Annotated in this window: 14 protein-coding genes; 3 read left to right on the forward strand and 11 right to left on the reverse strand. The window is 46.0% G+C overall.

What is annotated here, in order from left to right:
• The first annotated feature begins 193 nt into the window (after positions 1-193).
• Positions 194-613 carry an arsenate reductase (glutaredoxin) gene (arsC, locus tag FLM48_RS01940; RefSeq protein WP_179023096.1) on the forward strand — a complete coding sequence of 140 codons (420 nt, stop codon included), beginning with the start codon at positions 194-196 and terminating at the stop codon, positions 611-613.
• 126 nt (positions 614-739) lie between these two features.
• Here arsC and FLM48_RS01945 read toward each other — a convergent pair whose 3' ends face one another.
• From FLM48_RS01945 to FLM48_RS01975, 7 genes are all read right to left on the reverse strand, one after another.
• A complete protein-coding gene (locus tag FLM48_RS01945; protein ID WP_179023098.1) occupies positions 740-2,536 on the reverse strand; it encodes a flotillin family protein in 1,797 nt (598 codons plus the stop codon).
• A gap of 32 nt (positions 2,537-2,568) precedes the next feature.
• Positions 2,569-3,204: a YqiJ family protein gene (locus FLM48_RS01950; protein WP_179023100.1), complete on the reverse strand. Its 636-nt coding sequence runs from the start codon at positions 3,202-3,204 to the stop codon at positions 2,569-2,571.
• A gap of 285 nt (positions 3,205-3,489) precedes the next feature.
• The gene (locus FLM48_RS01955; RefSeq protein ID WP_179023101.1) at positions 3,490-3,708 is read right to left on the reverse strand and encodes a hypothetical protein; all 219 of its coding nucleotides are present in this window, start codon (positions 3,706-3,708) and stop codon (positions 3,490-3,492) included.
• A complete protein-coding gene (locus FLM48_RS01960; protein WP_179023103.1) occupies positions 3,705-5,324 on the reverse strand; it encodes a PepSY domain-containing protein in 1,620 nt (539 codons plus the stop codon). Before FLM48_RS01960 ends, FLM48_RS01955 begins: the two co-directional genes overlap by 4 nt.
• Positions 5,321-5,611: a hypothetical protein gene (locus FLM48_RS01965; protein WP_028774739.1), complete on the reverse strand. Its 291-nt coding sequence runs from the start codon at positions 5,609-5,611 to the stop codon at positions 5,321-5,323. Before FLM48_RS01965 ends, FLM48_RS01960 begins: the two co-directional genes overlap by 4 nt.
• Before the next feature lie 359 nt (positions 5,612-5,970).
• Complete coding sequence (locus tag FLM48_RS01970; RefSeq protein WP_028774738.1) at positions 5,971-7,128, reverse strand: iron-containing alcohol dehydrogenase; 1,158 nt, start codon at positions 7,126-7,128, stop codon at positions 5,971-5,973.
• Between the two features lie 28 nt (positions 7,129-7,156).
• Positions 7,157-7,843 carry a type 1 glutamine amidotransferase domain-containing protein gene (locus FLM48_RS01975; protein WP_028774737.1) on the reverse strand — a complete coding sequence of 229 codons (687 nt, stop codon included), beginning with the start codon at positions 7,841-7,843 and terminating at the stop codon, positions 7,157-7,159.
• A 142-nt stretch (positions 7,844-7,985) separates the two neighbouring features.
• On the opposite strand from FLM48_RS01975, the gene FLM48_RS01980 reads away from it, so the two are divergent.
• On the forward strand, positions 7,986-8,894 hold the full coding sequence (locus FLM48_RS01980; RefSeq protein WP_179023105.1) for a LysR family transcriptional regulator: 909 nt from the start codon (positions 7,986-7,988) through the stop codon (positions 8,892-8,894).
• 46 nt (positions 8,895-8,940) lie between these two features.
• Here FLM48_RS01980 and FLM48_RS01985 read toward each other — a convergent pair whose 3' ends face one another.
• The 4 genes from FLM48_RS01985 to FLM48_RS02000 form a co-directional block, all read right to left on the reverse strand.
• A complete protein-coding gene (locus tag FLM48_RS01985) occupies positions 8,941-9,480 on the reverse strand; it encodes a YSC84-related protein (RefSeq protein ID WP_372847465.1) in 540 nt (179 codons plus the stop codon).
• A gap of 164 nt (positions 9,481-9,644) precedes the next feature.
• Positions 9,645-11,705, reverse strand: coding sequence for a S9 family peptidase (locus FLM48_RS01990; RefSeq protein WP_179023109.1), 2,061 nt, complete (start codon positions 11,703-11,705; stop codon positions 9,645-9,647).
• Between the two features lie 93 nt (positions 11,706-11,798).
• Positions 11,799-12,704 (reverse strand): hypothetical protein, encoded by a 906-nt coding sequence (locus FLM48_RS01995; RefSeq protein ID WP_028774733.1) that lies wholly within the window; start codon positions 12,702-12,704, stop codon positions 11,799-11,801.
• A gap of 66 nt (positions 12,705-12,770) precedes the next feature.
• A complete protein-coding gene (locus FLM48_RS02000; RefSeq protein WP_028774732.1) occupies positions 12,771-13,181 on the reverse strand; it encodes a nitrous oxide-stimulated promoter family protein in 411 nt (136 codons plus the stop codon).
• 442 nt (positions 13,182-13,623) lie between these two features.
• Here FLM48_RS02000 and FLM48_RS02005 point away from each other — a divergent pair, with 442 nt between their 5' ends.
• Entirely contained in the window at positions 13,624-14,361 is a 738-nt protein-coding gene (locus tag FLM48_RS02005; RefSeq protein WP_179023111.1) for a hypothetical protein, read from the forward strand.
• Positions 14,362-14,399: the final 38 nt, after the last annotated feature.

Genomic DNA, 14,399 nt, shown 5'->3' on the forward strand with positions numbered 1-14,399 from the left:
CGAATGATAAAGGCCATTTTTTATATGAGTTGATTACGATGGCAGTTTAGCGGCAAATCGCGATTTGGTAATATTGAACCTGCCAACCTAAAATAGGTAAATGGCTAATAAAAATTCTAGATGCGCTTAACAGTGCAATGGAGTGCTCTCATATCAGCGGCCTGACTCACGAAATTCATGGAGGTAGTGTGTTGTGATTGTTATTCACCATAACCCAGACTGTGGTACTTCAAGAAATGTGCTCAATTTTATTCGTCAGGCTGGTTTTGAGCCTATTGTGATTGAATACTTACAACATGGTTGGACTAAGCCTCAACTACAGGCTCTGTTTGCCGCTGCAGATTTAACCCCAAAAACAGCACTGCGAACCACGAAATCTCCCGCAAAAGAACTAGGCTTGATGGCTGATGGGGTCAGCAATGAGACTATTCTTGAGGCGATGCTGAACCATCCGATATTGGTTAATCGCCCGATTGTATGCACACGCAAAGGCACCAAGTTATGCCGCCCGAGTGAAAGTGTGCTGGATGTACTAGAAGCTTGGCCCACAGGCCCGCTGTTTAAAGAAGATGGGCAACAGGTGTTGGATGATAATGGCAAGCTGGTTAAGTGACTAAAACAAAAAAGCACCCAAAGGTGCTTTTTGTTGGTGGCATTAAATGCGATGACTTAGTCTAGGCTTAATGGCTTAGGCCAAGCTTAATGGCTTAGTCCAAGCTTAATGGCTTAGTCCAAACGTCTAGTTTACGCTTGGATTGTCTTTTTTGGCGGGTAGTGCATCTTGTGTCGCAGCGGCGTTACCATTGAGCTTGTTAGGGTCAATAGCTGATAACGCATCGGCGGCTAAGGAATTATTACCATTGAGCAGATCATTTAATCCGCCTTTATCCGCATCAACAAGACCTAATTCTCGTAGCATGGCATCAACAACTGGCGCATTTGCACGGTAGTTTAGGGCAGCGCTAGTCACTTGCTCAGCAATACCTGCTTGTCCTGTTTGAGCGATGACCCCCGATTGAGTACCGTCACTACCAGTGGCACCATAGCCTTGTAAAATCTTAATGCCTTCAATATTCTCAAGCGGTTTAACCGATTGTTTAACCACCTCAGGTAGTGCTTCCAGTACCGCGAGTGATTTTTGCAGTTCAATTTGCTCATCACTGAGCACATTCTCTGCTTCGTGCAGCGCTTGTTTACCCGCCGCTTCAACCGCATAAACTTTTTCATCCGCTTCAGCTTTAAGCATTTTGGCATCTGCACTGGCTTTGGCTTCGATTAAGATGGCACTTGATTTATCTTCAGCGGCGCGTTTTTCCGCTTCAGCTTGTACGGTAATGCCCACCGCTTCACGTTCTGCCTCTTTACGGGCGTCAATGACCTCAATCTCTTTACTACGATTAGCTTCGGCAACTTGACGGGTGGTGATAACGGCTTCGAGTTTTTCTACTTTTACTTTTTCGGCTTCCGCAGCTTTCGCCCGTGCTGCTGATTCCTCTTCTGACTTCTGTGCAATGGCGATCTGCTTGTCTTGTTCGGCTACTTCAATATCGCGTTGCTGCTGAATACGTGATTGCTCAATGGCTTTACGTTTTTCAATTTCTCGAGTTTCAATATCTTTGGTTTTTTCAATTTCTGCGCTTTCGATCGCGCGCTCTTTGGCAATTTCGGCTTCACGCTCTTCGCGGGTTTTTTGCTCCTGCTGCTTCAAAATTTCCGCTTTTTGCTCAGCACGTTTAAAGTCCAATGCTTGCTGTTGAATAAGCCTAGCTTCCTGTTCTGCTTGTTCAATACTCAAAGACTCTTTTTCAGCTTCGAGGTTACGCATCTCTATTTTAATGCGGTTTTCTTGTTCAATATCGTTGGTTTCTTTACGCTTTTCTTCAATGATTTTAGCTAAACGAGCCCGACCTTCGGCATCAAAGGCATTATTTTCATTAAAGAATTGCAAATCGGTTTGGTCAAAACCGGTTAATGATACAGATTCTAGCTCTAGTCCATTTTTCTCTAGATCATTAGCAACATTATTTTGTACTCGTTGCACGAAGTCTGAACGTTGTTCATGCATCTCGGTCATGGTCATTTCTGCGGCAACGGCACGCAGTACGTCAACAAACTTTGACTCCATTAACTTCTTAACTTCGTCAACGCGGGTAGTACGCGAGCCCAGTGTTTGTGCTGCCATGGAGATGCCTTCGGCGCTGGGGGCAACCCGAAGATAAAAGTCAGCTCTGACATCTACCCGCATTCTGTCTTTGGTGATTAAGGCATCTTTCTGCATCTTTTCTACTTCGATGCGCAAAGTATTCATATTGACCGCAATGGTCTCATGCAAAACCGGCAGCACAATGGCGCCGCCATCTTTTACTATTTTCTCGCCGCCAAACCCGGTTCGTACATATGCCATCTCTTTAGACGCGCGGCGGTACAGTTTGGCAAAAATTAGACCGATAACTAACATGCCCAACAAGACAGCACCGGCAATAATAAATATAAAGCCATTACCTAACGTTGAGCCAATACCCTGAATCTCATCCATGTTTTATTCCCTTAAATTAAACAGTTATTGATTTATTTTTCTAACTTAGCGGCTGACCAAACTCGGCCAACACGCGCTAGCAGCACCACCTGGGTCCCGCTTGGAAACTCTGCATCTGAAGTATCCGGTTCCACTAACACATAGTGTTTTTGTTGGTGCTGATCTCTTACCAAGGCTTCGCTTGGCTTGCCTTGTATCGCACAACCTAGTGTCACAGTACCTACGCTGCCAGATAGGCTGTCGATAGAGACGGCGGTTGATTCATTTTTAGGTAATATGCGTGCGACGCTAGCGCCGATGTATCGACAAGAAAATGCGGTGAACAATAAGGCAATAGGCAGACTAAACACTTGAGGCAGCGGAGCCTCAATGAGCAACAACGACACAAAATTGCTGCTGTAACCGCCAATGGCAAAGCTAACTAGCACCAACACAAACCAAATAAGCAGCGGTAATCTATTGAGGCACAACCAGCCGGATACGCCGGTAAAGCCTGATGCAGAACCATCGGTGTCGATATCTACATCGATAGGACTCCAATTATCCATGGCGCCAACTAGGCTATAGCCCAGAATTAAAGATAGCGCTTCGAATAGTCCCAGTAGCAGCACAAAACTGAGTGCCAGTGAAAAGGGTAAATTAGCGTGGGCGAACAAAAAATCCACCATTGTAGCCTCCATGTACAATACAACATTCCATTTTGCTGAAATAAAAGGAAAAAATGATAGCACCCTCTTGTTTCAGCGCTAAAACTATAGCAAAACCCTACCGGTATAGAAACCCTAATTGGTTGCTATCCCTGTGGAGGTCGTATCATGTTGGCTATATGGGTTTAGTTGAATTTTTAGTCTTTAATTTCAATGTTTTGTGGAGGTTTTAGCTATGGATTATCAGTGGCAATTGTTAATCAATGACCACTGATGTCTAAGCATAAGTCATTTAGCCGCTGGTGGTTAGCTGCGCTTGACTAGCATCGCGACCAAGATACCGGATAACAGTACGCTTGCTACTAGGGCTACAATCGCCGCCGCGGTGCCCAACAGCGGCTGAGTCAGCCAGAGTGCAGTTAACAACAGTCCTGCCGCGATTGGCCATTTAACCCCGCTATGCAGTTGGGTGTGTTTAGTCAGATAGATACTCAGTATGACTAAAATAAAGCTGAGGTAGATCATGCGACCTCCTGTTGCAGAGGTTTGCGACTCAGGGCAACATGGCTGCCCTTAAGTTGAAAGACGATATAGCTAAATAAGCTACCGATAATTACAAAGCTCAAATCAATGCCTGCCACTAATCGATAATCGCTTGCTAATACCAATCCCAAATAGCCATCAATAGTAATAATTTTAAGTGGCACGATAAGTAATAAGGCGGCGGCAACAATGATTAAGTTAATCCGTAATAAACGACGATAATCGATAGGCAACACAGATAACAGTAGCCAAGCTAACCAACTGCCAAAAAATATTGGAGCAAACCAGCTGTTTTGCGCCACGCCATGTACCGTGGCGTTTAGTATCACTTGCGCGGGAAACATCACGGCGCAAGCCAGTACGATACCGCCGCAACTGCCAATGATGAGTCTATTCCAACGTTGATAGGCAACGGCAGAGAGGTCGCTGTTGTTACCGCGACTACGCTTTGATAGCCACATCATCACTCCTGAAAGTGGAATGAGCGCGGTAGTGAGTCCCAAAAATCCCCATAGGATTTTAACAAATACACCTGAAAAGTTGCCAAAATGCAGCGGGAACAACCACTCAATAATCGTAATGGCCCAACCGCCAATATCGCCAAAACTACTCATGGCTTTACTGAAGTCGCCATTACCTTGGTATTCAAGTAGCTCGGAGGCAAAGTTTTCTCCACCTAACATGCGGGCATAAACGGTCGAGTTTTTATCATTGAGTGCCATCACAGTTAGATCCATCAGCGTTGCTTTTTCATCTCGAGCGCTAATGTGAGTCATAATACTGGCTATTTCAGTGGCTTGGTATTGCTCGCTAATCACCGGTTCTGGCATCGCGGTAAAGGTTTCAACTAACTTATCTTGATCGCCATTGAAGCTAACATACGCCGCAGCAGGCAATAAAATGACCGTGGCTAAGCCCAAGAATGCGCCGGTAAAGCCAATTACAAAATGAAAGACACTTCCCCATAAGCCAAAGAGTTTATGGGCGTCGCTGGTGACCACGCTGATACTTTTATCGCGTCTAAAGGTAAAGAGCTGCTTAAACATCTCGCGGTGAATGTATAAGCCAGTGATGACCGAAATCATCAAGGTGAGCCCCATAAACCCAGTTAATATTAGCCCCACCGGTCGGCCAAGGTGTAAGTCAGCATGGAAATGACCAATAAAAGCCCCCGCAGTGTACTTTCTGCCTTCGTAATAGTCGCCGGTTAGGCCGTAGAATTGGCGTTCAAGAGCAAAGGTATTACTGTTAATTTCATAGGCGTAGACCACAGGTTGGTCGTAATTTTCGTCACCGTGATGTGACTCAAAAACCAAAGTTAGCTCGGTATAGTTGTAGCCCGTTGGCATGTATATATGGATATTTTCGGTAAATTCGCTAGGTACATGCTGACTATATTCATTGACCAGCTGCTCCACTTGTTGTGGCGCCACTTCGCGAGGTAATTCACTGCCAGTGGCATTAGACCAAATGATCAGTTCAGGTCGAGCAAATACCGCAACTGCACCAGTAAATGCAACGATAAACAGCAATATGCCGGTGACAATCCCCACCCAACTGTGCATTTGAAACAGCTTTTTAATGGTTAAGCTTTTCATGCGGTTGCTCCTTGAGTGAGTGCAATATAACTCAACGCACCATGGCTTAAGGTCAATAACGCCATCAGTACCAGTGGTTGCCAAGCTTTGTTAGCCATGTAGCTATAAATAAACAGACCGCACCATATCAACGGAAACAGCAAGATAGGTAGGAGAATTTGCTCTTCAAACGAGAAAGGTAAATAGACCGTCATGCCTGGGATCATCACGGTAGCCGTGATAAGTGCCAATAATATCGCCATGAGGTTGCGCCACTTGGTGGCGGTAAAGGTGGTTTTGTTACTCATAATTGCAGGCGCCTGGTCAGTTGCTGAGTGCACGTGAAGTCAAAATCGATGCGCAAAAATGTTACCAGTTTAGTTTGTTACGTCAATGAATGAAAATAGTAATAATTGTTATTTGCGTTAATTTGGTGGGATAAATACTGCCTTTGATTGGCTTGATTTTTGTTTAAGTTATTGTTTTAAAGGGAGTTGGTTTTGACTTGAGATCGAAGTGAAGCTCGACTTTAAGTGAATAGCTAAAGCCAATCTTTACATTTCTCGCTGAGGTGGAGGTTGAAAATTACCTACAAAGCTAGCAACTAGTGAGCTGTGAGAACAAAAAAGTAAGGCTAAGCGCTGGCTTAGCCTTAGGTGAGGACAAATTACAGGGCGGTTTCTAAAATCAGTCGGCTTTTAGCTAGATCGATATTGCCGTGTTCGCCAAGTTTTAGCATGCCGTGCTGCTCTAACCCCTGCACTAAGTTGTCGATATCGGCAGCGCCTAAATCCACATCACTAAGGCGAGTCGGGACTTTCATCTGTTTGAAAAATGCTTCTGTTTGGCTAATGGCACTGGCAATTTTTTCATCATCACTGCCTTCAGTGATATGCCATACGCGTTCAGCATATTGGAGCAGTTTACTGCGCTTTTCTGGGGTGCAGACTTTCATGACTGCTGGCAGTACGATAGATAAAGTTCGGGCATGATCAATACCGTGGCTACCAGTAAGCTCGTGACCAATCATATGAGTTGACCAGTCTTGCGGAACGCCGACGCCGATTAAGCCATTGAGTGCCATAGTCGCTGACCACATGATGTTGGCGCGCAATGTAAGGTCTTGCTGATTTTCTGCCTGCATAACCCGCTGACCTTCTTCGATGAGGGTCATTAATAATCCCTCACAAAAACGATCCTGAACCTTTGCATCAACGCTGTAGGTGAGGTATTGCTCCATCACATGAACATAAGCATCAACAACACCATTGGCAACTTGGCGCTCTGATAACGACAGGGTGACACTAGGGTCAAGAATTGCAAAGGTGGGCCTCACTAATGGGCTAGAAAAGGCCAGCTTATTGCCATCACGGGTAACAACTGAGTTGCCATTACTTTCTGAACCCGTTGCGGGCAGGGTCAGCACTGCCGCCAGCGGCATGGCTTGGGTGACAGGCGCTTGTTTAGCTAAAATATCCCAAGGCTCATCGCCTTCAAAGCAAGCCGCGGCGGCAATAAACTTACTGCCATCAACAACAGAACCACCACCTACCGCAAGCAAATAATCGATGTCATTGGCTTCAATCACCGCTAAAGCTTTAATCAAGGTGTCATAGGTAGGGTTGGGCTCAATGCCTGAAAACTCCACAAAATTATGCTGGCTTAGCGCTGCAACAACTTGATCATAAACGCCATTAGCTTTGATGGAGCCGCCACCATACAGCATTAATACTTTGGCATCGGCAGGGATCTCGCTTGCGATTTTTTCAATATGGCCTTCACCAAAATGAATCGCCGTTGGGTTTTGAAAACTGAAATTGAACATGGTTTTTACCTTCAATAAAACGAAATGATTACAGTGCTTGCAGTAGCTTTTCGGCTACACCATGAGAGCTAGCTGGGTTTTGTCCGGTAATAATATTGCCATCTTGAATGACAAAGGGGGCCCAGTCGCTGACCTTTTGGTAGTCAGCGCCTAGCTGAATTAACTCATCTTCTAATAAGAATGGCACAACGTCAGTGAGCTGCACCGCATCTTCTTCAGAATTACTAAAACCGGTAACAGCCTTACCTTTTACTAGGGCTTGGCCATTGTGTTTGGCAAATAACAAAGCAGCACTGGCATGACAGACGGCGGCAATGGGCTTACCGGCAGCGTATAGCTGTTCAATGATATCAATCGACTGTGTGTTTTCAGTTAGATCCCACAGTGGTCCATGGCCACCTGGGTAAAACACGGCATCAATATCGCTGAGATCAACGTCACTCAGCTTGGTGGTATTGGCCAGTTTAGTTTGCAGTTCGCTGTCTTGGTCGAAGCGGCGGGTGGCCGCAGTTTGAAAGTCTGGTAATTCACTGCTTGGGTCGATAGGCGGTTGCCCACCTGCTGGTGATGCGAGGGTAATGTTAACCCCGGCATCAGCGAGCACATAATAAGGCGCTGCGAACTCCTCAACCCAAAATCCGGTTTTCTTGCCGGTATCACCGAGGGCGTCATGTGAGGTCAGTACCATCAAAATATGTTTTGTTGCTGAGGTCATGTTATTTCCTTGGCTGGGCATCAAATGCCAATAGGCTCTTTTAAGTGGGTTTACTATAGAAGCTGCAGCGCGGTTCGCCAATGGCGATTATTTTGATAACATTAGTCTAATTTTTGAATCAATACTGGGCTTGGGTGGCTTTGTGAGTCATATTTTTGAACAGCTAAAGAGCATGGTCGTATTCAGCCATGTGGTTGAACAGGGCAGCTTTAGTACGGCGGCGCGTCAGCTCAAGCTTACCCGCACTGTGGTTAGCTACCATATGAAAAAGCTTGAGACTAGCCTTGGTGTGACCTTGTTGCATCGCTCAACACGGAGTTTGTCTTTGACCGAAGCAGGTAAAGCTTTCTACGACAGCAGTCGATTGATTGTCGAGCAAGCGATTGTTGCCCAGCAAAAGATGGAGCACTTTCGCAGTGAACCAGAAGGGCGTTTGTCAATTACTTGTCCGGTGAATATGGGGCTGCAACTGGTGGTGCCAGCGCTGAAGGCATTTAAAGCCCAGTTTCCTAAAATTGAACTCGACATTATGCTTAGCGATGAAGTGGTTAATCTGATTCAGTCTGGGGTGGATTTAGCGATTCGCGGTGCGCCGCTGGTGGACTCGAATCTGCATGCACGGCAGTTATCACGTTTAAGTACCCAACTTTATGCTTCTCCAAGCTACCTTAAGCAACATGGTAGGCCGACTACGCCCAGTGAGCTTGAGCAACACCAATGGGTTATTTATCAATTGGGTGCGCCTTACATCGATTTGTCGCAGGGCAGCCGCTCTTTTAGGGTGAAGGTTAAAGGTGACATTACTACCAATAATGCGGCGGCTCGTACGGCTTTCGTTGAAGGAGGTTATGGCATTGCCCGTATTCCCACTTACGATGCTAAACCGAAAGTCGACCAAGGTCTGTTAGAAGTGGTCATGGCTGACTATCAGCTTGCCGATATTGATGTGTACGGTGTTTATCCGCCGGGGTCTGCAGGGGCGAAGAAAGTGCGCTTGTTGGTTGATTTTTTGGTGCATTACTTTCAAAAACTTGCCCACGCGCAAAGTTAACTGGCCAGCAAACTCACCAATGAACGATTTGCTGGCCCGCTTTAGGTTACTTTTCTTCGAACGTAAAGGACTGACCGGCCAGCGCCGCTTCAAACATTAGGCCACCTTTTGCGGCCGTAAATACTGCCATACCGTTAATATACGCTGCAGATGCGGCTTTATTGGCCCCACCTTGTCCAGCACCTGCTGAGTTACCTGTGGTACCGGCTTGGGCATTGGCACCGACATTAATTGCAACTGCAGAGGCTTGGGCACCAAATTCAAAGCTACCACTGGTAAACTCGTTATAGGCGTTGGCATCTTTAAAGAAAATGATTTCACTGTATGCTTGGCCACCCACCTGAAAACCGATAGACAGTTGCGATAAGCTGGTGTCGCCAGTATGTCCACCGCCACGATAAACTCGGCCTTTGCCATAGGCAGCTCCAATACCAAACCCACCTTTACCAACGGTTGGGAAAATGGCAAAACCGTAAGCACTATCAAAGAACTTTTGCGTAGCAGGGGCCTGCTTAAATTTATTGATTGCAGCGCCGTAGCTTTCATCTGCTAGCGCAGCGGGGTTAAATAGCAATGTCGCCATCATAGTCAATACAACAGTGAACCGGGTGATTAGCTTTTTCATGTGCGCTCCCTAAGGACAATTGAGCCTTCAGCATACGGATCTGGCTATGGGAATCAAATGCCTATGTATAAAAAACGCCCATGATGGGCGTTTTTTTTGTTTAAGACAGTCGTTATTCAGCTTTGTTACTTAGGTTCGATTCCAAGCACGTAGTAGTTAAACCAGCGCTGATCCCATTCCATTTTCGCTTTACGATGTTGGTATTTGCTTAATCCATGGCCTTCACCGGGATAGACCACCAGTTCTACTGGCACATTGAGGTAATGACGTAATGCACGATATAGACCTTGAGCGTGTCCCAGTGGGACTCGAGCATCATTTTCTCCAATATGGATTAAGGTCGGGGTTTTAATCTTATCGGCGTAGGTCAACGATGAGCCATGGGAATACAGCTGCGGGTCTTCCCAAGGCTGCTTACCATCCATAAAGTTAATCACGTGACCAGGGGTATCTTCGAGTATCCATTGTAAACGTTGATCAAACACGCCGGCCCCAGAACTGGCAGCTTTGAAGCGCTCAGTGGTAGCGATTAGTGCGTTGGTCAGGTAGCCACCGTTACTCCACCCCATAACTGCCATTTTATCTTTGTCTGCAATCCCTTCGGCAATCAGGTAATCGACCCCAGCTAAGATATCTTGTACTTCTATCTCATGTTCGTGGCCAACCAAATCAGTTAGGAACTTGTCACCATAACCGGTTGAACCACGGTAGTTGGGTGATAACAGTGCCCAGCCATTGGCGGTAAATGTTGAGCGACCATAAGAGCGATGTTGCAAAGCATAGGGCGTAGCGGAAGTTGGGCCACCATGAATTTGTACGATAAGTGGTAGTGGTCCATCTTCAGGTTTGTAACCTGCAGGTAAATCTAATATCCCTTCTACAGTGCTACCATCGGGGGCTTGCCAACTGACGGTTGAGATTTGCGGTAACACCCAAGTGTCGACCTGAGGGTTAATATTGGTGATACGTTTGTACTTAGCCCGTTTGCTGTTGGCATCGGCGATAAACATGTCATAAAAATGGTCAAGGCCGTTGTGGCTAAAGGCGAGCTTTTTACCATTGTGGCTGAAGCTATAACTGCCAATCACCAAATCGCCGTTTACAACCGTACGGGTATCACCTTGTTTGCTGTCATCGACCTCGGTACAGAACAGTTTTACTCGACCATGATCACTGCCACGGTAGCAAATTTCATCACTGTCTGGGCGCCAGTTAATGTTGTTGCCATTTAACGTTGCATCGCCAGGACGACTGATCTCAAGTAGTTTGTCTTGATTGGTTTGGTTAACAAATAGCTGTCCTGGGTGACCATCGTAGTCGATACGAAAAGCCAATTGCTGGTTATCGTCGTGCCAGCTCAATCCTAGCAGCCAGCCATAAGGCGAAGGCGCTTGCTCGCGCCAAGCACTGTCCTCAAGCACTTTATTGCTGGCATCAGAGGTATTAAATACTTCAATATTTGACCAGCCTTCTAAGAATACCAGTTCAGTATCTGTGGTGGTGATCCGCGCAATTTTGCCGCCATCATTACTTACGCTAAATTCCCACACTACCTTGTCATCATCAAGCAATAGCGTTTGGGTGTAATGCTGTAAATCCAGTTTGTATAGTGGGTTGGTATCTTGCTTGCCATGGCCATACTGGGGTGCACTATGGCTGGCACGCATGCCGGCCCATGTATCGTCATCTTGGCTTTCTTTGCTGGTAGTAAAGTACAGCTGCTTGCCGTCTTGGCTAAGTTGATAGGATTTTACGCCGCGTTTTTCTTTGGTAACCGGTACTGACTGCAAGGTGCTGACATTAAGGCGGAAAACTTGGCGTTTGGCGTTAAATGGTGCCTTACCTTCTTTGTCGCCTTGTTGTCCAAGGTAATAGATGTATTGGCTATCTGGGCTCCACTGGGGGCTCGATTCACTTTCATTGGTGAAAGTCAGACGTTGGCTTTGGCTTGATTTGGTGTTAACTAGCCAGAGGTCGCGTTGCGCTTTATCAAGTTCTTTGTCCCAACGAGATTCAAGCCAAACGGCTTGTCTTCCATCAGGGCTTAACTGCACACCGCCCATCCCGGCTACAGAGAAAAAGTCGTCAGTGGTAATGGTGTGATCCCGCTGTGATGCCAGACTACTACTGGCTATCAGTGACATTGACATAAGCGCCAACGCTGACAGTTGATTAACTCGCCCCATCGTATTCCCTTTACTAATGAATTATTTATTGACTTGCAGATCTGCTTGCGCAGTTACCTTACCGTAATTCAAATGGGGCTTAAATACGCAGCATCACTCTTTTTTCTCATCTTGAATTAATTTCTGTAAGTAATTGAGTTCTTCAGAGTTGAGCAGTTGGGTGCTGCTGCGAGTAGGAGTGTTTGGTGGACTTTGTGGTGCCAGTTTTCCGCGTAAAAAGGCGGCCTTAGTGATTTGTTGTAAACCGTAAATAGCCAGTACATAGACAGTTATCAGCAAAGCTAACCGGGTGACAGCTTGAGCCAGTTGGCCAATGTGGTCGCCAAAATAAAATGGCAAAATAAGGAATATGGTGCGTATTAGCCAATTGCTCATCAGCGCGATTGTTAACGCCATCAACCAGCGAAACTTTATATCTTTAAGGTTGCCTAAATGGGCTCTGCGCGCTCGACTTCTAAACTGGCGTAGCAACTTAATAATCAGTACAAAATAGGTCAAAGTTTGCACGCTCAGCAGTGCAGGGAGGGCCATACCAATAGCGGTAAAGTAACTGATATCGTCACTAAGATTAAAGGAGTCGATATCAATATCTTGGATCCAGTGGCTGTCGAGCATTGCAGTCACCGCGACAATGCTGGCCACCGCGATAGGAAGGTATAGGTGTACTGACCAATTGATACTGCCCTTGATGTTGTGCAAGCTGCGGTAACAATACAAATACAGCATGGGCATCAAAATAAAATAGATAGGGATAATAAGCGTATACACGATGTGCATTGGAACAGGGGAGCTGTCTTTGCTGAGCATGCCAGTAAAGAAGTACAGTCCCATTAAGCTGAAGATGCCGCCTAATAGTTTGTGGTTACTGTTGTGCTGATTATCATGGCTTTGTTCACGATACGCATAGCGAATATACAGGCCGAGGCCGATACAGTGAATCCCGCCTAATAATGACAGCCACCAATAACCTTGTGCTAAAAAACCACTGTAATCATTCATATTGCTCTATTGTCGACTTAATTGTGACCGACTTGCAAGCAATATGGATGAAAATTCAACACTTAGCTAAGTGGATGCCTTAGGTGACTGGCCTTTGTTCAAACGGATATGACGATTTGAACTAGCTGCAGGCGGTTTGCCAGGAACTGGGCTGCGCTCAGACCACAAATGTCTAATGGCCATTATGGGGTGAGGCAGCAGCATACGCGGGCCGGCATACACCATGATCTCTTTGGCCTTGGCTTTCATATGTGGTTTGTAGCAGTGCACCGGACATTTATTACAGGTGGGTTTTTGTTCACCGTAGGGGCATCTATCTAATCGAGTATGGGCATACTCTAAAAAGCTCTGGCAATGCTCACATTGGTCAACTTTGCCCTTAGCGGCACAGTGCGATCGACAGTAGATTTGCACCATCGCTGAAATTGTATTGAATTCACGCAGCAATTTGCCGCCTAAAATCTCATCCGTTTTCATGATATCGCACCTACTTCTAATTCCGACTGAACCACTGGGTTATAGCTATAGTAGGACGAGTTGGCAGCGATGACAAAACTAGCGCCGTGTTTTATGAACATGCGCACAAAATAGTGTTTTAGCGTGGTCGATGCCGGTGCCGGTTCATTTTTAGGGATTAATCTAACCACAATTGTTGTTTTGATTTTACTCGGTTGGACAGTGGCAACATTTATCACTAATTAATTGTATTAATTAGCATAAATACTCTTCGCTACACAGGTTGAAACACATTCAGTGTTAGAAATTCACCTAGGTTTTTGATGTAGATGCGAAAAATGGGTATAAATAGTTGATTTTGAGCGTAAGAACCGAATAATAACATTGGTTACTATCTGTCCAAATTTGATGGGCATAAGTGAGTAACATTGAATTTAGGCAACCTAATAAACGGTGGATAACAATGAAAGGCATAGCCATTATTTTGCTCATTGCTGTAGGTGTTTATCTCTATTTGAGAGCGCAGCGACTGGCCCGTGAAGAACAACAGCAAGCCGAGCAACCAACTGAGAAGGAAGTTGCACAGATTGAGTCAGACTCAACTGCAGCTGAAGAGAATGCCAACAAGGAAGACGTGTCGACTCCTCTGGATGAAGGGGTAAGTTTCGACAAACAGCCCACCGAAGTTGCCAATGATATTCAGACTGAGCAAGCTGCTGCAGAGCCAGAGCCAGAGCCAGAGCCAGAGCCAGAGCCAGAGCCAGAGCCAGAGCCAGAGCCAGAGCCAGAGCCAGAGCCAGAGCCAGAGCCAAAACAACAAGATGAATCTTGGGCCAATGATAAACTGGCATCAGCTTTAATCGACTATCGCAATGCCAGCGAAAACGCAGCGCAACATAGCGCGTTACTGTTGGCGGTTGCAGAGTGCTATAAACAGCGTAAACAAACCCAGTATCGAGACTATGGTGCAGGTCTGCAGCAAGACTATCTCGAAGTATTTGCTAAGCTCGATAAACCGGCTGAGCAAAAAGGAGTGGGCTTTATGCATTTAGCGACATTACTTAATGACAGCGGGCAGTATGATACCGCGATTGCCGTATGTCAGCAGGCTATCAATTATGGTTTAACCGATGGCACGGTGACGGGATTTGAAGGCAGAATTACCCGTATTGAGCGAGCTAAGGCCAAAGCGGCGCAGTAATCTTTACTGTATCTAGTAAGCTAGGCGTGTAAAATAGT

The organism is Shewanella sp. Scap07, from assembly GCF_013394145.1.
Lineage (GTDB): Bacteria > Pseudomonadota > Gammaproteobacteria > Enterobacterales > Shewanellaceae > Shewanella > Shewanella waksmanii.